This window comes from Streptomyces sp. 35G-GA-8 (genome assembly GCF_023534745.1).
Taxonomy (GTDB): domain Bacteria; phylum Actinomycetota; class Actinomycetes; order Streptomycetales; family Streptomycetaceae; genus Streptomyces.
The window spans coordinates 105798-126001 of the sequence record NZ_JAMHJQ010000013.1; the positions used below are offsets into that span (position 1 = coordinate 105798).

Annotated in this window: 25 protein-coding genes, 1 pseudogene and 1 riboswitch; of the genes and pseudogenes, 6 read left to right on the forward strand and 20 right to left on the reverse strand. The window is 67.8% G+C overall.

Annotated elements, in window-relative coordinates; translation table 11 throughout:
• Positions 1 to 829: 829 nt before the first annotated feature.
• From M1203_RS28095 to M1203_RS28110, 4 genes are read right to left on the reverse strand one after another with little or no spacing between them, the layout of a single operon-like run.
• Entirely contained in the window at positions 830 to 1438 is a 609-nt protein-coding gene (locus M1203_RS28095) for a response regulator transcription factor (RefSeq protein ID WP_249952603.1), read from the reverse strand.
• Positions 1439 to 1441: 3 nt separating this feature from the next.
• Positions 1442 to 2575 (reverse strand): sensor histidine kinase, encoded by a 1134-nt coding sequence (locus M1203_RS28100; protein ID WP_249952604.1) that lies wholly within the window; start codon positions 2573 to 2575, stop codon positions 1442 to 1444.
• The gene (locus M1203_RS28105; protein WP_249952605.1) at positions 2572 to 3381 is read right to left on the reverse strand and encodes an ABC transporter permease; all 810 of its coding nucleotides are present in this window, start codon (positions 3379 to 3381) and stop codon (positions 2572 to 2574) included. Before M1203_RS28105 ends, M1203_RS28100 begins: the two co-directional genes overlap by 4 nt.
• Positions 3378 to 4310 carry an ABC transporter ATP-binding protein gene (locus M1203_RS28110; RefSeq protein ID WP_249952606.1) on the reverse strand — a complete coding sequence of 311 codons (933 nt, stop codon included), beginning with the start codon at positions 4308 to 4310 and terminating at the stop codon, positions 3378 to 3380. Before M1203_RS28110 ends, M1203_RS28105 begins: the two co-directional genes overlap by 4 nt.
• Before the next feature lie 211 nt (positions 4311 to 4521).
• On the opposite strand from M1203_RS28110, the gene M1203_RS28115 reads away from it, so the two are divergent.
• On the forward strand, positions 4522 to 4932 hold the full coding sequence (locus M1203_RS28115) for an SRPBCC family protein (RefSeq protein WP_249952607.1): 411 nt from the start codon (positions 4522 to 4524) through the stop codon (positions 4930 to 4932).
• 1258 nt (positions 4933 to 6190) lie between these two features.
• On the opposite strand, the gene M1203_RS28120 is transcribed toward M1203_RS28115, so the two are convergent.
• Genes M1203_RS28120 through M1203_RS28130 form a run of 3 tightly spaced genes read right to left on the reverse strand, consistent with a single transcriptional unit; the run spans position 6191 to position 6718 of the window.
• Positions 6191 to 6382 carry a hypothetical protein gene (locus M1203_RS28120; protein WP_249952608.1) on the reverse strand — a complete coding sequence of 64 codons (192 nt, stop codon included), beginning with the start codon at positions 6380 to 6382 and terminating at the stop codon, positions 6191 to 6193.
• Positions 6379 to 6585: a hypothetical protein gene (locus M1203_RS28125; RefSeq protein ID WP_249952609.1), complete on the reverse strand. Its 207-nt coding sequence runs from the start codon at positions 6583 to 6585 to the stop codon at positions 6379 to 6381. Before M1203_RS28125 ends, M1203_RS28120 begins: the two co-directional genes overlap by 4 nt.
• On the reverse strand, positions 6575 to 6718 hold the full coding sequence (locus M1203_RS28130) for a hypothetical protein (protein WP_249952610.1): 144 nt from the start codon (positions 6716 to 6718) through the stop codon (positions 6575 to 6577). Before M1203_RS28130 ends, M1203_RS28125 begins: the two co-directional genes overlap by 11 nt.
• Before the next feature lie 184 nt (positions 6719 to 6902).
• On the opposite strand from M1203_RS28130, the gene M1203_RS28135 reads away from it, so the two are divergent.
• Genes M1203_RS28135 through M1203_RS28150 form a run of 4 tightly spaced genes read left to right on the forward strand, consistent with a single transcriptional unit; the run spans position 6903 to position 8548 of the window.
• Positions 6903 to 7736, forward strand: a complete 834-nt coding sequence (locus M1203_RS28135; protein ID WP_249952611.1) for a helix-turn-helix transcriptional regulator — start codon at positions 6903 to 6905, stop codon at positions 7734 to 7736.
• Positions 7733 to 7951 (forward strand): DUF397 domain-containing protein, encoded by a 219-nt coding sequence (locus M1203_RS28140; protein WP_249952612.1) that lies wholly within the window; start codon positions 7733 to 7735, stop codon positions 7949 to 7951. The genes M1203_RS28135 and M1203_RS28140 overlap by 4 nt, the downstream gene beginning before the upstream one ends.
• A gap of 49 nt (positions 7952 to 8000) precedes the next feature.
• The gene (locus M1203_RS28145) at positions 8001 to 8282 is read left to right on the forward strand and encodes a type II toxin-antitoxin system Phd/YefM family antitoxin (protein ID WP_249952613.1); all 282 of its coding nucleotides are present in this window, start codon (positions 8001 to 8003) and stop codon (positions 8280 to 8282) included.
• A complete protein-coding gene (locus M1203_RS28150) occupies positions 8279 to 8548 on the forward strand; it encodes a type II toxin-antitoxin system RelE/ParE family toxin (RefSeq protein WP_249952614.1) in 270 nt (89 codons plus the stop codon). Before M1203_RS28145 ends, M1203_RS28150 begins: the two co-directional genes overlap by 4 nt.
• 34 nt (positions 8549 to 8582) lie before the next feature.
• Here M1203_RS28150 and M1203_RS28155 read toward each other — a convergent pair whose 3' ends face one another.
• The 8 genes and pseudogenes from M1203_RS28155 to M1203_RS28190 all read right to left on the reverse strand — a co-directional run.
• On the reverse strand, positions 8583 to 8930 hold the full coding sequence (locus tag M1203_RS28155; protein WP_308404917.1) for a cupin domain-containing protein: 348 nt from the start codon (positions 8928 to 8930) through the stop codon (positions 8583 to 8585).
• Entirely contained in the window at positions 8927 to 9874 is a 948-nt protein-coding gene (locus tag M1203_RS28160) for a Ppx/GppA phosphatase family protein (RefSeq protein ID WP_249952615.1), read from the reverse strand. The genes M1203_RS28155 and M1203_RS28160 overlap by 4 nt, the downstream gene beginning before the upstream one ends.
• Entirely contained in the window at positions 9871 to 10494 is a 624-nt protein-coding gene (locus M1203_RS28165; protein WP_249952616.1) for a DUF501 domain-containing protein, read from the reverse strand. The genes M1203_RS28160 and M1203_RS28165 overlap by 4 nt, the downstream gene beginning before the upstream one ends.
• A 142-nt stretch (positions 10495 to 10636) precedes the next feature.
• Entirely contained in the window at positions 10637 to 11110 is a 474-nt protein-coding gene (locus M1203_RS28170) for a septum formation initiator family protein (protein ID WP_249952617.1), read from the reverse strand.
• A 137-nt stretch (positions 11111 to 11247) separates the two neighbouring features.
• Entirely contained in the window at positions 11248 to 12531 is a 1284-nt protein-coding gene (eno, locus tag M1203_RS28175) for a phosphopyruvate hydratase (protein WP_249952618.1), read from the reverse strand.
• Between the two features lie 401 nt (positions 12532 to 12932).
• The gene (locus M1203_RS28180) at positions 12933 to 13631 is read right to left on the reverse strand and encodes a transglycosylase family protein (protein ID WP_374404175.1); all 699 of its coding nucleotides are present in this window, start codon (positions 13629 to 13631) and stop codon (positions 12933 to 12935) included.
• Between the two features lie 4 nt (positions 13632 to 13635).
• A riboswitch (cyclic di-AMP (ydaO/yuaA leader) is annotated at positions 13636 to 13812 on the reverse strand.
• A gap of 264 nt (positions 13813 to 14076) precedes the next feature.
• A complete protein-coding gene (locus M1203_RS28185; RefSeq protein WP_249952619.1) occupies positions 14077 to 15042 on the reverse strand; it encodes a transglycosylase family protein in 966 nt (321 codons plus the stop codon).
• A gap of 117 nt (positions 15043 to 15159) precedes the next feature.
• Positions 15160 to 15321: pseudogene (locus tag M1203_RS28190) on the reverse strand (cytochrome P450); the annotation flags it as partial.
• A gap of 28 nt (positions 15322 to 15349) precedes the next feature.
• Here M1203_RS28190 and M1203_RS28195 point away from each other — a divergent pair.
• Entirely contained in the window at positions 15350 to 16645 is a 1296-nt protein-coding gene (locus M1203_RS28195) for a cytochrome P450 (RefSeq protein WP_249952620.1), read from the forward strand.
• A gap of 115 nt (positions 16646 to 16760) precedes the next feature.
• Here the strand turns inward: M1203_RS28195 and M1203_RS28200 are convergent, their stop codons facing one another.
• The 5 genes from M1203_RS28200 to M1203_RS28215 all read right to left on the reverse strand — a co-directional run bounded on the left by M1203_RS28200 (position 16761) and on the right by M1203_RS28215 (position 20201).
• Entirely contained in the window at positions 16761 to 17249 is a 489-nt protein-coding gene (locus M1203_RS28200; protein ID WP_249952621.1) for an RICIN domain-containing protein, read from the reverse strand.
• A gap of 307 nt (positions 17250 to 17556) precedes the next feature.
• Complete coding sequence (locus M1203_RS28205) at positions 17557 to 18564, reverse strand: nucleoside triphosphate pyrophosphohydrolase (RefSeq protein ID WP_249952622.1); 1008 nt, start codon at positions 18562 to 18564, stop codon at positions 17557 to 17559.
• A gap of 87 nt (positions 18565 to 18651) precedes the next feature.
• On the reverse strand, positions 18652 to 19311 hold the full coding sequence (locus M1203_RS28210) for a SurA N-terminal domain-containing protein (protein ID WP_249952623.1): 660 nt from the start codon (positions 19309 to 19311) through the stop codon (positions 18652 to 18654).
• A 166-nt stretch (positions 19312 to 19477) separates the two neighbouring features.
• Positions 19478 to 19600: a hypothetical protein gene (locus M1203_RS38825; protein WP_283959110.1), complete on the reverse strand. Its 123-nt coding sequence runs from the start codon at positions 19598 to 19600 to the stop codon at positions 19478 to 19480.
• Between the two features lie 25 nt (positions 19601 to 19625).
• Positions 19626 to 20201 carry a suppressor of fused domain protein gene (locus M1203_RS28215; RefSeq protein WP_249952624.1) on the reverse strand — a complete coding sequence of 192 codons (576 nt, stop codon included), beginning with the start codon at positions 20199 to 20201 and terminating at the stop codon, positions 19626 to 19628.
• Positions 20202 to 20204: the final 3 nt, after the last annotated feature.

Sequence of the window (20204 nt, forward strand, 5' to 3'; positions counted from 1 at the left end):
AGTTTCGCGGTTGCGGGTCGGGCGTCAAGGGCGCTCCTTCGTCGCGTCGGCAAGCCGATGGGCTGCGCCCACCCTTGACCCCCAACCCTCCACCGCACGTGCAGCTTTGAGGGGGGCGGCCCGGGGGGAGGGGTCCCCGGGGGGCTGAGTTTGTGGGGCCGGTCCTTTCCCGGCCTGCGGCCCGGTGGGTGGTCTGCGCGGCAGTGGAGTGGGGCGGCCAGGCACCGGCTCAGCGAGCAGGCGTGGGTGGGTAGTTGAGGCTCATGCCCCGCTGTGCGGGCTCGTTGTCGCCTGCACCTGTCGACGGAGGCAGACGGACCACCACCCACCCCCTATGTCCTAGTTTGGCGGGCTGTTCTGGGGCTCCCCGGCCGGTGATGCGTCCTGAGTTCGGTTAAGTCGTTCCCACGACACATCACCGCCTCCGACCCGCCCACTCAGCGCCTCACCAGTCACACCCACCCCACCACCCACACATCCTCACCAGCGGGGCATGAATCCCCGCCGCCCACGGGGATCAGTCGCTGAGCCGGGGCCGGGCCGCCCCACTCCACTCCCGCGCGCCCCGCAGGGCCCACCCACCCGAAAGCCGGGAGCACACCTTTGGACAAGGGAGCTTCCCCGGGGCCCCCTCCCCCCGGGCCGCCCCCCCTCAAAGCTGCACTTGCGGTGGAGGGTTGGGGGTCAAGGGTGGGCGCAGCCCATCGGCTTGCCGACGCGACGAAGGAGCGCCCTTGACACCCGACCCGGAACCGCGAAACTCAAAGATCAGGGGCGGCCCCCACCCGACACCAAACGCACCGGCCCACCCCGACTACCCCTCCCGGCCTCAGATCCACCCGCACTGCCGTGCGACACGGGCGGCCTCGTGCCTGTTGGCCACCTTCAGCTTGACCGTGATGTTCGACAGGTAGTTGCGGGTCGTCCCGGGTGCCAGGACCGCGCGTTGCGCCACCTCGTCTATAGGTGCGCCGTCCGCCGCCAGGGAGAGGATGTCCGCCTCTCGTTTGGTCAGCGGCGATTCGCCCGCCGAGATCGCATCGGCCGCCATCTCCGGATCGATGTACCGGATGCCCTGGTGGACCATTCTGATGATGTCCGCCAGTTCCCTCGCCGATGTCGTCTTCGGTACGAACCCGCGGGCTCCCGCCAGCAGTGCCGGCTTCAGATATCCGGGGGCCGCGTGCGAGGTGACCACTAAGCAACGGATGGAAGGATGAGTTTGCTGTAACTCGCGGATGACGGTAATTCCGTCCTTTCCCGGCATCTGAAGATCCAGTACGCAGATGTCAGGAATCAGCTTTCTGGCCAGTGCGGCTGCTTTGAGGCCGTTCTCGGCCTCCGCGACCACTTCCAGATCCTCCTCCGTCGCCAGCAGTGCGGACAGTGCCCCGAGGATCAGCTTCTCGTCGTCGGCCAATAGGACTCGAATGGTCACAACTCATTCCTTTCCCAGGAGTGGGAGGGTGATGAGGAGCTGATAGACGCCGCGGGTCAGCAGCCCGTGCTCCAGTCGTCCTCCCAGCGGGGTGATGCGCTGTTCCAGTCCGACCAGCCCCGTCCCCTGTTTCGCGGACCGCTCGGATATGGAGTGCACACCGTCGTTGACCACGTGAAGGGTCACTTCCCCCGCATGTGACGGGGTGAGGGTGAAGGTGCAGGCAGTCGCCCTGGGCGCGTGCCGCATGACGTTCGTGGCCGCCTCTCGTACGGCCCAGCCCAGCACCTCGCGCACATCGTCGGGCAGCGTCAGTCCGCGGTTGTTGTCGGTCACGGTGCACTGGACGCCGGAGGCATGCAGCAGTGATCGCGCACCGTCCAGTTCGTCATTGAGAGAAGGGGTGCGAGCGGCGTTGACCACCGCCCGGATCTCGCTCTGCGCCTTCCGCGCCAGCGCCTCCACCTCCGCCAGTTCCTCCACCCTGCCTGTGCGGGTGGCGAGTTCCGACTTGAGGGCGATGATGGCCAGATTCCGGCCGAGGGTGTCGTGCAGATCGCGGGACATCCGCAGCCGTTCCTCGGCCACCGCGAGCAGTGCCGTCACCTCCGCCGCCGCTTCCAGACGCGCCATGACCGACACGGGCCAGAGTGTCGAATGGATGGCGATGATGACGGTGCCGAAGACGACTGCGGCGGCCAGCGCCGCGGGCGCCGGATCGGGAAGAGTGAATACGGCGGCCACGGCGACGCACGCGATCCCCGTACGCAGCCGCACGCGCAGTGCCAGATCGGCCACCGCCACGGCTGCGGGCACCACGGCCACACCGGCGAGCGGTGCGATGTGCGCCTTCTCGAACAGCCCGGCCAGGGGAAGCACCCATAAGCAGGCCAGCCACACCAGAGTGGGTGCCACGAGGACGAGAGGCGACACCCCGGCCGGACGACCGGTCCACACCGACCGGAGCAGCGCTCCCAGGTGAATGACGTAGAGCAGCGATACGAGAACCAACACAGGGTGAGGCGAGGGCAGTTCGACGATGACAAGGAACGCGAGAGGGGGTGCTGCCAGACAGACGGCCAATGCCTGGCGTGCCTGTCTCGCGACCTTCGCGGCGTCACGGCGTGTGGTGTTCATTCGCGCGGGTCCCAGCGAAAGACACGGCGTGTCGCGGCTGCCGTGATCGCCGACCACGCCAGCAGGGTGGCGCATTTCACCAGCACCGATCCGACGGAACCACCTTCCCCGGTCCAGGCGGAGTTGGCGAGATCGACGGCGGGGGTGAGCGGAAAGAAGCGCAGCACCGCTGCCGCCGGATCGGGGAACAGTTCGAGCGGAACGGCCGCCCCGGATGTCAGCAGCAGTACCAGCAGTCCGAGCATCGCCACGCCCTGCGCCGCCTCCGACGTGCGGCACGCGACACTGGAAAAGGCCGCGAGTCCGATACAGATCGGCATGGAGAGCAACAGCGCGAGGACGGCGAGGTGCGGCAGCCCGGGTGCGCCTGTCGAGATGATCGAGAGAGCGACCGCGATCACGGCGAACTGCGCGACAGCGACAGCGAGATAGGGGATCGCGCAGCCGATCAGGATGATCGGATCGGTGACCTCACCCGTGCGCAGCCGCTTGAGCACCGCCTCTTCGCGGCGCACCACATACACGGCCGTCAGGGGCGAGTAGACAACAAGGATGAGGACGACGGCGAGGGAGGTGGAGACCATCATCTGCCCGAGGCTCCGGCCGGTCTCCTCGTTGATGGAGAACTGGGTCACCGTGGCCAGCATTCCGCAGATGATCATCGCGGGGACGACCAGGACGTTGAACAGGTTCATCCGCGAGCGTGCGAACATCGCGAGCTCGGCGCGGCTCAGGCCCTTGAGTTGCCGTACGGCGTCGGCGGCGTAGGAGGGCGCGGGGGCAGCAGGGGCAACGGGGGTGGTCACAGCTGGGGTTCCGTTTCCGAGGCGCGGGCGATGTGCAGGAAGGCCTCTTCCAAGGAGGCGGAGCGGGCGTTGAACTCGTCCAGCCGGATGCGCTGCGCGTTCGCCCAGGAGAGCAGCTGGAAGGTGGTGACCTGTAGGTCCTGTGTATGCAGTTGGACCCGGGAACCGCTGTCGTCCACCGCGGTCGCGTGGAGGGTTTCCGCGGCCGGCAGCTGGTGCGCGGGGACCCCTTGGGGCAGGCGGAAGCTGAGCGTGGAGGGGTGCGCGGCCACGATGCTGCCGACCGTTCCGGTTGCCGCGATCCGTCCCTGGTGCATGATCGCGAGCCGGTCGGCGAGCTGCTCGGCCTCTTCCAGATAGTGCGTCGTGACCACCACGGTGGCACCCTGCTGGTTGAGCTCCTTGATGATCTTCCAGGTGTCGTGGCGGCCCTCCGGGTCCATGCCGGTGGTGGGCTCGTCGAGGAAGATCAGTTCGGGGCGGGAGAGCGTGGTCAACGCGAGGTCGAGGCGGCGCCTCTCGCCGCCGGAGAGGTTCTTGACGGTGACGGCGGCGCGATGGCCGAGGCCGACCATGGACAGGGCCTCGTCGATCGGGCGGGGGTTCGTGGTGCACGCGGACCACATGCGGAGCGTCTCGGTGATCGTCAAATCACGGGAGAACCCGCCCTGCTGAAGCATGATGCCCATCCGGCGGCGGGTGGCACGGCGCTGCCGGTACGGATCCTGGCCGCCGAAGAGGCGGATGCTGCCCTTGGTGGGAGGAGCGAGCCCCTCCAGGAGCTCCAGGGTCGACGTCTTGCCGGCGCCATTGGTACCTAAGAGGGCGAAGACCCGGCCTGCGGGTACGGCGAGGTCGATTCCGCGCACCGCCATATAGCCGTCGGATCCGGTGCCATATCGCCGCCAGAGATCTGTGGCCTCGATCACATTTTTCTGTTGAGTGATGTTCACATCCTCAAGCCTGGCAGCGAATTCACAGGTCAAGGCGTTGGTTGAGTCATGGATTGTTCTGGCAAATGCCATAGGGGGGCCATGACATTTGTCGGGTAATGGAGTGATCACCACTCACTACCGCGCGGCGCGAGCGCGACCGATTCGTTCAATACGACGTCGCCACCGGCTTCGTACCATCGCGGCCATGGAGACCACGGCTTCGGCCTCGCGCCACATCAGCATCCACATCGACCGCCCTGTCAGGGCGGTCTACGACTACGCGTCGAACCCCGCCAACCTGCCCGAATGGGCTCACGGACTGGGGCGCTCCATCACCAAGACCGACGGGCAGTGGATCGCGGAGTCGTCGCCCCTGGGGCGGGTCGTGGTCGCCTTCACGCCGGAGAACGAGCTCGGTGTGCTCGACCACGATGTCACCCTGCCCTCGGGGGAGGTCGTCTACAACCCGGTGCGAGTGATCGCGGACGGCGCCGGGAGCGAGGTGGTGTTCACGCTCCGCCGACAGGCGGGGATGAGTGACGAGGACTTCCAACGCGATACCGATGCGGTGCTGGCCGACCTCACCACACTCAAGCGCGTGCTGGAGCACGCGTAGCGGGGTGGGGTGAGGTGAGGACCGAGGGGTAGTCGGGGTGGGCCGGAGGGTTCGGAGACGGGTGGGGGCCGCCCCTAGGTTTCAGTTTCGCGGTTGCGGGTCGGGCGTCAAGGGCGCTCCTTCGTCGCGTCGGCTGCGCCGATTCCGCTGCGCTTCACCCTTGACACCCGCCCCTCCACCGCAAGTGCAGCTTTGAGGGGGGCGGCCCGGGGGGAGGGGTCCCCGGGGGGGCTGAGTTCATGGGGCCGGTCCTTTCCCGGCCTGCGGGCCGGTGGGCCCTGCGGGGCGCGCGGCAGTGGAGTGGGGAGGCCCGGCCCCGGCTCAGCGAGCAGGCGTGAGTGGGTGGTTGAGACTCATGCCCCGCTGTGCGGGCTCGTTGTCGCCTGCACCTGTCGACGGAGGCGGACGGACCCGCAAGCCACCCCCTATGTCCCAGATTGGCGAGCTATTCGGGGGCTCCCCGGCCGGTCATGCGTCCTGAGTGCAGTTAAGTCGTTCCCACGACGCATCACTGGCTCTGACTGGCCCATTGGTCGCCCCATGGGTCACACCCGCCCCTCTGCTCACGCGCCCTGGGGCGGTGGGGCGGGTGTGGCTGGTGAGGTGCTGATTGGATCGGTCGGAGGGGGTGATGTGTCATGGCGCCCGGTTAACCGAACTCAGGACGCATGACCGGCCGGGGAGCCCCCGAATAGCTCGCCAAACTGGGACATTGGGTGCAGATGCCAGGCCCGTCCGCCTCGACTGACAGGTGTCACCCGACAACGGGCCCGCACAGCGGGGCATGAGTCCCAGCCACTTCCCGACCGTCAGTCGCTTTGCCGGGGCCGGGCCGCCCCACTCCACTGCCGCGCGCCCCGCAGGGCCCACCCACCCGAAAGCCGGGAACCGGCCCCCGGAACAAGGGAGCTTCCCCGGGGACCCCTCCCCCCGGGCCGCCCCCCTCAAAGCTGCACTTGCGGTGGAGGGGCGGGTGTCAAGGGTGACCGGAGGTCATCGGCTTGCCGACGCGACGAAGGAGCGCCCTTGACGCCCGACCCGCAACCGCGAAACTCAAACCCAAGGGGCGGCCCCCACCCGCCACCAAACCCCCCGGCCCACCCCGACTACCCCTCGGTCCTCACCCGCACCCAACAACGCACCACCACCAGCAGGGCATGAAGACAAGCCACCCACCGTCACAGCCGACCCAGCATGAGGGCCACGACAATCACCCACAGGCTCGCGCCGACCGTCACCGCGATGGCGGCGAAACGCGTCATTCACGGTCCCTCGTGCCCGGCGGCGGGCAGCCGAAGATCCGCTCGTACAGAGCCGCTTCGTCCGGCGCCTGGTAGGCGAACAACGCTTCCCAGCGCTTGTACTCCCGGTGGGCACGCCGCCGACGTGGGCTGACCACCCGTACCGCGACAGCGAACGCGCCTGTAACCCAGCGCAAGGCGCGCTTCATACGCCGCCCCTGCTGCTCCACTTGTTGCGCTCCGCCACCCGCGCGCTGAGTTCTTCGGGCGACCCACCGACAGGCTCGTCGCCGCGAGAGGTCCGCCCCTCACCCTCCCCACCCGCCGGCTCCTTCCACACAAGAAGCGCGCCGTCCGCCCCGAACGTGGCGATCAGCAGGGACAGCAGCCGTCGTGCGTCGCTAGTCGTCATCGGACAACCGCCGCATCAGTCCGGCCTCAACTTCCCGCATCAACGCGGGGGTTGCTGTCGCGTATCCGTCGCGCGGCACCCACTCCGGGACGAGTCGCCAGAAGTCCTCGGTCGCGCCTTCGGTCGGATCCACCAGGCCTCACCCTTCTTACGATTAGTTACGAACCGTGTTCAGAGTGCGACGAGTGACGCTACGTTGGGAAGTGCATCACCGTCCGACCTGTGCGTTGGGCGCTCTGGCACGCCTTCAAGTACCTGACCTGCACAAATACGGCGAGTGACCGCGATTCCCAAACCACTGGTCAAGGGGGTTTCGTATGCAAGAGGATCACGGCATTTACAACGCTCCAAGCAATCCGCGCGAGGCATTCGGCAAGGCGCTGCGTGACGCCCGCCGACAGCGACAAGTCGGCAGGCTGTCGCAGACGGACCTGGGAAGGCTGTCGCGTACGTCGAAATCCACGATCAGCCGCATCGAAGGCGGAGTTCCACCAATCGCTGGAGACTTGCCCGAGCTGTTCGATCAGATCTTTGAAACGGACGGGAAGTTCAAGCGGCTGTACGAAGAGGTGGTCAACCAGTCCTTCCCGGCCGTGTTCCGACGCCGCATGGCGCTGGAACGGCAGGCCACATCCATCTGGGAGTGGTCGCCCACCATTATCCCCGGCCTCTTTCAGACCCCCGAGTACGCCCGTGCGCTATTCCGTTCCGGTTACCCACGGGCAACGGAGGGGGAGATCTCAAACTACGTGCGGACACGACTGACTCGGCAGGAGCTTCTACGAAGCGACGCACCCCCGGACGTCCGCCTGGTGGTGTGCGAGTCCGTGATCCGGCGCCGCATCATCAGTCGTGATGCTACGCGCGAGCAACTAGCAGTGCTTATTACCCAAGGCGGACGGCCGACTACACGCGTACAAGTACTGCCGCTCGACGCGGAACCGCATATCTTGATGGATGGGCCCATCACGTTCCTGACAACGCCAAACCATGTACCGGTAGCCTGCGTTGAGGCCTTCCGTACAGCGAACATCCACGAAGATCCCGAACCTGTTCGGGCAGGAATGCGTGCCTACGATGATCTGGCCAGTGAGGCGCTTTCATCACGGGAGAGCGCTGCGTTCATCAGAAAGCAGATGGAGAGACTGTGAACCTCAACCCCGCTCCGAGCGCATGGGTGAAGTCGAGCTACAGCACATACGAAGGCGGCAACTGCGTCGAATGGTCCCCCTCCCACGCCCACGCCTACAACCTCGTCCCCATCCGCGACAGCAAAGCCCCCCACCTCCCCCACCTCACCGTCACCCCCCGCGCCTGGACCGACTTCGTGGCCTTCGCCACCACGCACGCCGACGTCACCCAGTAACTGCGACCGACCCGATGCGGGTGTACACGGTCACGCGTACACTGGAAGTATGGCTGAGAACCCTGTGACCGTTCGCGAAGCCCGCGCGCACCTCGCGGACCACATCAACCGTGCCGAGCAAGGCACGGCGACAGTGATCACCCGCAACGGGGCACCAGTGGCCGCCCTCGTACCGATCGCGGACTTCGAGGCGCTGGAAGAAGCAGCCGACGAGCTGCTCGCGCGTGAGGCCGAAGAGGTCCTGGCCGATGGCGGCCCGACCGTAACAATGGCCGAGTTGCTGGCGGATCTTTTCACCGACCGCAGCGAGCGCATCGAGGGCGCGGCGTGAAGTACGCGCTCCGCTTCACCACCGCCGCACAGCGCCAGCTGCGGGCTATCGACCGGCCTGCGGCTATGCGGATCCTGACCGCTTTGACCGCGCTTGGCGACGACCCCTATAGCGAGAACGCCGACATCAAGAAGCTCACCGGCCCATCGGGCCTCTATCGGCTCCGGGTCGGGAACTATCGCATTGCCTACCAGATCGACGACGGCGAACTCCTCATCCTCGTCGTCAAGATCGGCGACCGCCGCGACGTCTATCGCAACCTCTGACAGGCGCCGCGGCTGTTGTCCGATACCGCCACGACTACTTCGTCGGCCAGTAGCGGATCTCCAGCATCGTGCAGCCCGTCTCCGTCCGGTACGGGCCGTGCGGCATCCCCGGCGGTCGCGACGCGTAGTAACCCGCCCCGAACGTGGCGCCCAGCGTCAGGTCGTGCAGTTCGCCTTCGAGGAGGTAGACCTCCTCGAAGTACTCGTGCCGGATGACCCCCGCCTCGGAGGTGTCCAGCCCCGGCGCCCAGCGCGCGAGGCGAGTCAGCTCCCCCGCGTCCCCCGGGGCCGCGCTGAGCACCCGTTCCGTGACACCGGGGTGCCCGTCGACGTCCTCCCACGGCAGGTCCGCCGCGTTGAGGAATTCATTCATGTCCTTCATCCGGCGGCCTCCGCCGCCGCCCACGCGATCCCGTCCAGGATGTCGTGTTCGCTGACCACGACCTCCTGGGCGCCGGTCCGTTCCATGATCGCGAGGAGTACGAGGGCGCCCGCGCCGATGACGTCCACCCGGCCCGGGTGCATGACGGGGATCGCGGCGCGTTCCGCGTGTGTGGCGTGGAGCAGGCGGGTGGCGATGCGCTGGACCTGGTCGTACGGGATCCGGGAGTGGTGGATCGCGGCGGAGTCGTACTCGGACAGGCCGAGCGCGATCGCGGCGACCGTGGTCACGGAACCGGCCAGGCCGACCAGGGTGCGGGCCTCGCGCAGCGGGACCGTCTGTTCGGCCAGGTCGAGGGCCGCCTCGATGTCGGCGCGGATCGCGGCGATCTCCGTATCCGTGGGCGGGTCGACGGCGACACCGTCCCGTACGAGGTGGCGCTCGGTCAGCCGTACGCAGCCGATGTCCACGGAGCGCGCGGCGCGCACGTGATCGTCGCCGACGACGAACTCGGTCGAGCCGCCGCCGATGTCCACGACCAGGTAGCTGTCCCTGTCGGCCGGGCCCAGTTCCTTCGTCGCGCCGGTGAAGGAGAAGGCCGCCTCCTGGTCGCCGGTGATCACCTCGGGCTCCACGCCCAGGATGTCCAGGACTCCGCTGACGAACTCGTCGCGGTTCTCGGCGTCGCGCGAGGCGGAGGTGGCGACGAAGCGGACGTGCTCGGCGCCGTGTTCCTTGATGAGGGCGGCGTACTCGCGGCAGGCGGCGAAGGTACGTTCCAGCGCCTCGGGGGCGAGCCGGCCCGTCCTGTCCACGCCCTGGCCGAGGCGGACGATCTTCATCCGGCGGTCAAGGTCGACCAGTTCACCCGTCTCGGGGTGCGCGTCCGCGACGAGCAGGCGGATCGAGTTCGTACCGCAGTCGATGGCGGCGACCCTGGTCATTCCGTATCCCCCTCGTCGTCGGACGGACCGCCGGACGGACGGTCGGAAGGACCGCCGGAAGGACCGTCGGAAGGACCGTCGGACGGACGGTCGGAAGGACCGGACACGCACGGCGTCACACACGGGCCCTTCGCCCACCACTCCGGCAGCATCGCGATCGCCTCGTCGCCCAGCGGGTTCACCCCGGGCCCGGCCGCCAGCGAGTGGCCGACCAGGACATGCAGGCACTTCACCCGGTCCGGCATGCCGCCGGCGCTCGGGAAGCCCTCCAGGACCTCGATGGCGTCACGGCGTGCGATGTAGTCCTCGTGGGCCGCGCGGTACGCGGCGGCCAGCTCGGGGTCGGTCGCGAGGCGCTCGGTCATCTCCTTCATGACGCCGTTCGCCTCCAGCGTGCCGATGGCCGAGGCCGCGCGCGGGCAGGTGAGGTAGTACGTCGTCGGGAAGGGGGTGCCGTCGGGGAGCCGCGGTGCGGTCTCGACCACGTCCGGCTGGCCGCAGGGGCAGCGGTGCGCGATGGCGCGCAGGCCGCGCGGCGGGCGGCCGAGCTGTTCTTTGAATGCCGCGACGTCCGCGTCGGTGGGTTCCGTGCGTTCGGTCTGCGGAGGGGGCGTGTCCATGCCTGCCTATGTATGTTCTGCGGTTCTCGGGTGTTCTCAGGTGTCTTGGGTGTTCTCAGGTGCTCTTGGGTGTTCTTGGGTTTTCTTGGATGTTTTTGGGCGTTCTGTCGCACTCGGGTGCTCTGTCGCGGGCTGTCCCCGGCTATCTCTCCCGGCGGTCCGCGTTGTCCACGCCGTCCAGCACATTCGAGTACCAGGGGCGGCCCGTCGCCCCCCGTTCCTCGCGGCGCTGCTCGCGCACCTCCGGGTCGATCACGGTGTAGCCGGTCTCCCCCGGCATCACGTAATGCAGATGCTCCCGGGCCAGCCGCTGGATATACGCGTCGTCCTGGAGCCGCGCCTTCTCGTCGCGCAGCTCCTCGACCCGCAGCTTCGCCTCGCGGGCCAGCCGCTCCTGGTAGGCGATCTCGTTCCGCTGCGACACGTACTGCCGCATCGGATACGCGAGCGCCACCACCAGTGTGCACACGACCAGGGCGAGGAAAGCGGCCCGGCCGGTGAGCCGGGAGCGGCGGTCCTGCCTGCGGTTCTGCGAGCGGTAGACCCGGGCGGCCGTCTGCTCGCCGAGCAGTCGCAGCCTGGTCGCGGTGGAGAACCGGTCCCGGTTCCCGGCCATGGCTCGCCTCCCCTTTTACGTCCCCTGTTGTACGTACGTCCCCGGACACGGTACGGGACCGCGACCGGGGACGTACGGACGACGGGCGGAGCCGCCCCTCGCCCTCGTACCGACAGGATCAGCTCGTACCCACAGGATCAGGAAGAGCGAAAGCGCGGGAACGCGCTGCGGCCCGCGTACACCGCCGCGTCGTCGAGGATCTCCTCGATGCGCAGCAGCTGGTTGTACTTGGCGACGCGCTCGGACCTGGCCGGGGCGCCGGTCTTGATCTGGCCGCAGTTGGTGGCGACGGCGAGGTCGGCGATGGTGACGTCCTCGGTCTCACCGGAGCGGTGGGACATCATGCACTTGAAGCCGTTGCGCTGGGCCAGCTCGACGGCGTCCAGGGTCTCGGTCAGCGAGCCGATCTGGTTGACCTTGACGAGCAGGGCGTTGGCCGAGCCCTCCTCGATGCCGCGGGCGAGGCGCTCCGGGTTGGTGACGAACAGGTCGTCGCCGACGATCTGGACCTTGGAGCCGAGCTTGTCCGTGAGGACCTTCCAGCCGGCCCAGTCGTCCTCGAAGAGCGGGTCCTCGATGGAGACGAGCGGGTACGAGGCGACAAGCTCCTCGTAGTACTCGGTCATCTCGGCGGCCGAGCGCGACTTGCCCTCGAACTCGTACGAGCCGTCCTTGTAGAACTCGGACGCGGCGACGTCGAGCGCGAGCGCGATGTCGCGGCCGGGGACGTAACCGGCCTCCTTGATCGCTTCGAGGATGAGGTCGAGCGCGGCGCGGTTCGACTCCAGGTTCGGCGCGAAGCCGCCCTCGTCGCCGAGGCCGGTGGAGAGGCCCTTCTGCTTCAGGACCTTCTTGAGGGTGTGGTAGACCTCGGCGCCCCAGCGCAGGGCCTCGGAGAAGGACTCCGCGCCGATCGGGGCGATCATGAATTCCTGGATGTCCACGTTGGAGTCGGCGTGCGAGCCGCCGTTCAGGATGTTCATCATCGGAACGGGCAGCAGGTGCGCGTTCGGGCCGCCGAGGTAGCGGAAGAGCGGGAGGTCCGAGGCCTCGGAGGCGGCGTGCGCGACGGCGAGGGAGACGCCGAGGATGGCGTTGGCGCCGAGCGACGACTTGTCCGGGGTGGCGTCCAGGTCGAACATCGCCTGGTCGATCAGGCGCTGCTCGGTGGCGTCGTACCCGACCAGCTCCGGGCCGATCTGCTCGATGACGGCGAGGACGGCCTTCTCGACACCCTTGCCCTGGTAGCGGTTCTGGTCACCGTCGCGGAGCTCAAGGGCCTCGAACGCACCGGTGGAGGCACCGGAGGGGACAGCAGCACGACCCGTGCTGCCGTCGTCGAGGCCGACCTCGACCTCGACCGTGGGGTTGCCTCGGGAGTCGAGGATTTCCCGGGCTACGACGACGTCGATGGACGGCACGAGCATCTCCTTCTGGGATGTGACGCTTGGAGTGCAGGGTCTCATTGGCCTTGCGGCACGAGACTATCCGGCGCGGGGTCATCGGTCGGCCGGTGCCCGCCACCTAAGACGAAATGGGGCCCGATTCCCCCACGTCTCCCCCGCGCCGGAGCCCGCGGGAGCCAGGTCCGCCGGTGGGCGGGGCCAGGGGCGAAACCCCGGCCCGGCGCGTACGGGGGATTACGCGCCGGGCCGGGGCGGTCTCGGGTGGGGACGGTTCCGAGTGGGGGGACGGTTCCGGGGTATCCGGTGGGGACGGTTCCGGGTTGAGCGGTCCCGGGGTCTCCGGTGGGGACGGTTCCGGGTGCGGCCCGGACGAGGCCGGGTGGGTCAGCTCAGGTGGAGCTGTCGGCCCGGGTGGGTCAGCTCAGGTGGAGCTGCTGGCCCGGGTAGATCACGTCGGCGTCGCTGACGATGTCCTTGTTCAGGTCGAACAGCTTCTGCCAGCCGCCCTCGACGTCCTCGGCCTTGGCGATCTTGGAGAGGGAGTCGCCGGGCTTGACCTTGTACTCGCCGTCACCCTTCTTGATCGTGGTGGGACGGCTCTCGCCGCGCGAGGCCGGCTGGGCCGCGCCGCGCGTGGTCTCCTGCTGCTTCGGCTGCGCCTGCTGCTGCGTCGGCTGCGACTTCTTCTGAGTGGGCCGGCTGGGCTGGGTGCTCTGGGCGGCGGAGCCGCCGTCGTACGCGGCCCTGGACAGGCCCACGCCGCAGTTCGGCCACGCGCCCTTGCCCTGGCCGGCGAGGACCTTCTCGGCGACGGCTATCTGCTGGGACTTGCTGGCCAGGTCGGCGCGGGCGGCGTACGCCGTACCGCCGTAGGCGGCCCAGGTGGACGGCGTGAACTGGAGGCCACCGTAGAAGCCGTTCTCCGTGTTGATCGACCAGTTGCCTCCGGACTCGCACTGCGCGACCTTGTCCCACTCGGCGGCGGTCGCGGCGGAGGCCGAGGTCGCACCGATCAGCGGGGCGGCGACGGCGGCACCGGTGACCCCGGCGAGCGTGGCGTAGCGGACGGCCTTCGACGGGCGGCGGTGCTTGCCCTTGCTGGAACGCAGCAGCATGGAACATCTCCCTCACCGACGCCTACGAGGTCAGCTGTCGGGTTCGGGCCAAGTGAGTTGCCCGGCCGTGTGCTCTGTCGCACACGGCTTCACCCCAAGCCGGTCCTCGGCCGTCTCTCGACGGCCGGTGCCCGGCGCGAACCTTTGGGTCCCCCGCTCCTGCCTACGGCGCATGACGCGTCGGTTACTCCCCCCGACCGACGGCAGGATTCGGCGTGACGGTCGACGGGGCCCGCGGTGCGAGCGGTTCAGACCGTAATCACAGGCCCGCCCATTGTTCAAAGGAGAACATCAAGGAAAAATCGCCCTTACCTCCCCCTTGGGCGAACCCATTTACGCAGGTGAGAGACGAAACGACCCAACCGCCGGAGCAAAAGGCCCCAGTTGCGGCGAAGAGACCCTTGTCTCACTTTCGCAGAAGCGGACATAGGGTCTCTAACTGCCTCTACTTCACGCCGAGATCAAGGGTCTGGCCAGGGAAGATCAGGTCGGGATCGGCGCCGACGGTGTCCTTGTTCGCCTCGTAGATCGCGGACCACCCACCGGGCACCTCGCGCTCGTCGGCGATGAGCCAAAGGCAGTCGCCCGCACGGACGGTGTACTCACCATCCACCGCGCCCGCGCCTTCCGTTCCGTCCGTCACACCGTCCGCATTACGTGTCGATCCGTCACCTCGTGAGGCATGACGACCTGATTCACGCTCTTCGCCTGAATTGCCCGATGCGGCATCATCCGCTGCGGCGTCGCCTCGGTGCTTGCCCTTGGCGGCACCGGCGGAGGGACCGGAGGATTCGGCGGGAGCGGGCGTCGCGTCGTCGGACGCGGTCGCGCCCGGCGCGGGCGAGGACGTGTCCGACGGGGCGGTGCTGTCGGCCTCCCCTGCCTTCCCTGCCTTCCCGGTCTTTCCTGACGACTCGGCGGGCTCGGACGACTCGGGGGTCCCGGACGACTCGGGGGTCGCCTCAGATGCCGTCTCCGGCGTCGCCTCCGTCGCCTTCCCCGGCGTCGTACCGGGATCCACGCTCGGTGCGGGACTGCCCTCCGTCAGCCCGGCGATCGCGGCGCAACTGGCCCACGCCCGCGGCCCCTGCGCGTCGAGGATCTTCTCGGCTATCGCGATCTGCTGCGAGCGGCTCGCGAGGTCGGCGCTGGCCGCGTACTCGGCGCCGCCGAAGTCGTCCCAGGTCTCCTGGGAGATCTGGAGTCCGCCGTAGTAGCCGTTGCGGAGGTCCGCGCTCCAGATGCCGCCGCTCTCGCACTCGGCGACACGGTCCCAGGTGGAGGCGTCCGCCGCACTGGCACCGGCGGCACCGAGCAGCGGAATGGCGATCGCCGAGCCGGTCACCCCTGCCGCGACGATCAGGGCGGGGGCCTGGCGAGGTCGACGGTGTCGGCCGTTCCCGGAGCGCATGTGATTGCCTTCCGTGTGACTGATGTTTCGACTGGTGCGTGTGGCGGCTGAGTTTTCGAGAACGTAGCGGTACTCGAACTGCTGTCACAAGTCGATGCAGCGGAGATCACGTGAAAGTCACAGTCTTGACGGTCCGTCAGAAATCTTGGGTCCACCGCACGGTTCGGACAATGGCGTGAACTGCACCGGAAGCGTGCGCAATCCACGCATGATGAGCCCTCCGCGCCAGCGCAAATCGTCAGGATCTCCCGCAAGTCGCACATCGGCCTGGCGGCACAGCCGGCCGTGGCCCGGATCCCCGCTCGCGGTGACGCACCTCCTCTTTGCTGCCGGGTACCGTCGGGTGGTGAGTACCCCGGACATATCTCCCGAACTCTTCTCATGGCAGTTCGCCGCCGACCCGTACCCCGCCTATGCCTGGCTGCGTGAGCACGAACCGGTGCGGCGCACCACGTTGCCCAGCGGTGTCGAGGCGTGGCTCGTCACGCGGTATACGGACGCCAAGCAGGCGCTTGCCGACCCACGGCTTTCGAAGAACCCGGACCATCACGCGGAGGACGCGCACGCCAAGGGGAAGACGGGCATCCCCGGCGAGCGCAAGGCGGAGCTGATGACACATCTGCTCAACATCGATCCGCCCGACCACACCCGGCTGCGCCGGCTCGTGTCCAAGGCCTTCACGCCCCGCCGCGTGGCCGAATTCACGCCGCGCGTTCAGGAATTGACCGACCGGCTCATCGACAACTTCGCCGCGAAGGGCGAAGCGGACCTGATCCATGACTTCGCGTTCCCGCTCCCCATCTACGCGATCTGCGATCTCCTCGGGGTGCCGCACGAGGACCAGGACGACCTCCGCGACTGGGCGGGCATGATGATCCGCCACGGCGGGGGGCCGCGCGGCGGCGTCGCGCGTTCGGTGAAGAAGATTCACGACTATCTCGCCGACCTCATCCACCGGAAGCGAGAGAACCTCGGCGACGACCTGATCTCCGGCCTCATCCGCGCCAGCGACCAAGGCGAGCACCTCACCGAGAACGAGGCTGCCGCGATGTGCTTTGTGCTGTTGTTCGCGGGTTTTGAAACCACCATTAATCTGATCGGAAACGGCACCCATGCCCTTCTACGGCACCCGGCGCAGCGGGCCGCTCTCCAGCGCTCCCTAGAATCCGGAGACCACGGGCTTCTCGAAACGGGCGTGGAGGAGTTGCTGCGCTTCGACGGACCGGTGGAACTGGCGACCTGGCGTTACGCGACGCAGTCTCTGGAGATAGGCGGAGTTCCCATCTCGAAGGGCGACCCGGTATTGGTGGTGCTCGCCGCCGCCGATCGTGATCCGTCCCGTTTCGACACCCCGGACATGCTTGATCTGGCACGCCGTGACAACCCTCATCTTGGGTACGGCCACGGCATCCACTACTGCCTGGGCGCACCCCTGGCCCGGCTGGAAGGCCGGACCGCGCTCGCGACGCTGCTGACCCGGCTCCCGGACATCCGGCTCGCGGCGGAACCCGAAGAGTTGCGGTGGCGCGGCGGGCTGATCATGCGCGGTCTGCGTACCCTGCCGGTGAATTTCACGCCCAGCGCCCCTCCCGGTACTGGTTGACCACGAAAGGAGCCCCCGCTCCGGAGAGAGCGAGGGCCCTTCATGCCCACCCAGCGGGCTCAACGCCATGAGAATGCGACTACGCCCCTGTCCGGATGGGTGACCGCCGGCTGAATCAGAAGAGCCACGACCACTGCTGCTCAAGGCCCCCATTGCAGTCCCACAGGATTACGTTCGTGTTGTCTGCCGTGCCTCCACCGGGCGTCGACAGACACTTGTTGCTGTTTTTCCCGCTGCGAATCTCTCCATTAGTGAGGCGCCAGGTCTGTTCCGGCCCCCCGTTACATGTGTACTGAACTGCCTTGGTTCCGTTCGCCGTGGAGCCGCCGTTGTCGAGGGAAAGGCATTTCTTGCTCTTATAGTTCACGTAGGTGAGGCCGTCGAGCGCCCACAACTGTTCATCCGATCGGTTGCACGTGTAGAGGATGACGGAAACGTTATTGGCAGTCGAACCGCCATTCGCAAGTGAAACGCAGTTATTTCCCTTCAGGTTCGTTATCGTCGCGGAGAGTTGAGCCTCCGCGGAAGCGGTTCCCATGCTGAGGCAGAGAGTAGTTACAGCGGCGATTCCGGTCACGGTCAACGTACGGTTCGACAGGCGCAACGTATTCGTCCTTTCGCGGGAATGTGAACTACGCGAGTGACGATAACATCGCCCAATAGAGCGTGAAAGCTCATTCGCCGATGAATGGCATATAAACGCATCGCCGAGGGAAAACTTCATGAACTCGATGTGACAGGCTGTCAGGTCCACTGGCCGATTCTGTGAGCTGCCGACGGGGCGACGATGACGGAGGACGCCTAAAGACGGGGGCGCCTCAAGGGCTGCCCCCGCCTACTGGATGGATGCATTCAGGCACTCCCATAACGCGGCGAGGCGCCGTAGCTGTGGTACGACCCGTCGGACTCGGCTATCCGGCGTGGCCCTCCGCCGTGCGGATCGCGTCCCTGTATACGCGGGCCGCCGCGCGCAGTGCCGCCTCCGGGTCGACGCCGGCCTCTTCCGCGCGTACCGCCAGGGCCAGCAGTTCGTAGCCGACGCCCTCGGCCTTCGGGAGCGGGACGTCGAGGCCGGCCGTGCGGGTGCGGCCCGCGAGTTTCGCGGCGAGGGCGAGGCCGGGCTGGCCCAGGGGGACTCCGTCGGTGACCGAGTCGCGCTGCTTCTCGACCGCTTTCATCCGGAGCCAGTGGGCCTTGACGTCCTCGGGGGTCTCGGCGGTCTCGTCGCCGAAGACATGGGGGTGGCGGTGCATGAGCTTTTCCACGATCGTGCCGGCGACGTCGTCGATGGAGAACGGCCCGGCGTCCTCCTCCCCCTCCTCCGCCGCGGGACGCTCCTCCGCGATACGGGCGTGGAAGACGACCTGGAGCAGTACGTCCCCCAGCTCCTCGCGCAGCTCGTCGGCGTCGCCCTCCTCGATCGCCTCGACGAGTTCGTACGCCTCTTCGATGGCGTACTTGGCGAGCCCCTGGTGTGTCCGGGTCGACGACCACGGGCACTCGACGCGGATCCGGTCCATGACCTGGACGAGGTCGAGCAGCCGGGCGCCCGGCAGGTCGTACGAGCCGGGCAGCAGTTCCAGGTCGGGCATCCGGACCCTGCCCGAGCCCGCCAGCCGCGCGAGGCCATCGGTGAGCCGGGCGTCGGTGCCGTCGCCCTCGCTGGAGGGGATGACCACGACCGTACGGCCGCCCGCGCAGGCGTCGACCAGCTCCTGCGCGGTGGGCGCGGCCTGCTCGACGGTCACGCCCGCCTCCCGCAGATAGGGCAGCTGCGGATGGCCGGGGTCGGCGCAGAGCACCGCGTCGGCGGCGCGCAGCAGCTGCCAGGCGGGCCAGGAGAGCAGCCCGGGGGCGACCCGGTGGCTGGCGGTCAGCAGGACGATACGGCCGGGGGTGGCGGGAGCTTCGTCTGTCACCTCTCGAACCTACCTCCGGCCGCCGGCCACTCCGCCCGCGGGCCAAGGCCGGCCGAAGCCGGGCTGCTGTCCTGGCCCGCCGTCGGATCAGGCTCCGGCCGGCTGCTCCTGCTCCGGCGCCTCGCTGGTGAGCTGGGTGATCCACGGCGTCTTGGCCTCGCCCAGCCTGACCTGCTTGTTGTCCCAGCTGCCGTAGCGCGGATTGACGTCGATACCGAGCTTCTCGGACGTCTTCGTCAGCTCGGCGAGGACCGTCTGCTGGCCCTGCGGCGTCGTGGTGTTGGCGCCGAGCGCCACGGCCAGCTTGGTCAGCAGCACCTCGCGGCGGATCGCGGACTCGATCTGGTCGGCGGAGAGCGCGCCCTGCTGGAGCAGCATCGCGGCGAACTGCTCCTCACCGCCGGACTGGGCGGCGGCCTGCTGCCGGGTGGTCTGGATCTCCTTGCGGCTGATCGTGACCCCGGCGTTGTCGGCGGCCTTCTCCAGCACCCGGTCGAAGATCATGCTGTTCAGCTTGGCCTGGTTGAGCTGCCCGGTGTTCTTGATCAGCTGCTCGGCCTCCGGCGCGCTCCGCTGCGCTTCCCGTACGTCCCGTACCTGGGCCTGGAGCGCGGACACCTCGATCCGCTGCCCGCCGACGACGGCCGCGGCTCCGGGGTGGGCTTCGTTGCCGCAGGCGGTGAGGAGTGGGGCCGCGGCGAGAAGCGCGACGGAGACGGAGAGCGCGGTGCGACGACGGCGGTGCAAAGGGGGCCTCCCGGCGTGATTGTGCGGCGATGCACAAGGCCTTGCAGAGATCGATGGTAGGCAGTGGACGTGGTCTGGGCCACTGGTTCGACCAACGATTCATGGGCGGATCGGGATGCGCGCGTTGGCGCACGCCGAACCGATCCCTTTCCTCAGATCCCGCTCGTCAGACCCGCGCGCCGCAGCGCGTGGCGTCGATCAGCCGGGCCAGGTCCTCGGGCACGTGGGACGCCAGGTTCCCCACCAGCCTGGCCGACTCCAGTCGCGAGACCAGCCACCGCTTCCTCACAACCCAATGCCCCTCCAAACCGGGGTCAGGCTACCGGAGACCGCAGTGGATCGAAGCGATCCCAATCGAGCGCCCAGAACGCATCAGACCCGCTTCGGCGGACAAAATCCCGCTCAGAGGCGTAGATAGGATAAGCGCCATTTATGATCACAGATTCACTGCCGATCTCCCCATTTTCGGCGAGCCCGAGACGGACCGAATCGAAACTCAATACATCCGGCGGTCCGGCAATGATAATGCTGTTCATGGGCGAGCCCTCAACAAACCCCCTGGAGTGCCCAATAACCTGACCATAACGGAAAGGACACATACCCCACAGCGCACTGACCATTCGAGCGGGAATCATAGCCCATTCAATGTCACCGGAGCGCATCGAAATGCAGAGCTCCCGCCCGGCTGACTGCACATCCCCCACGGAGAGCCCATAAGTAAATCCAGTCACGTATCCCGCCGCAGGGACATCGGTATATGTGGCAGCGAATACCACACCAACCCCCTCCCTCTGCGGCGGGATCTCATGAAGAGTGCCGCGTGCACCCATCAGGGAATCCAGCCTCTCCAGATAGCGCTCCATCCTGCCGCCACTGTAAAGGTCGTTCATTTA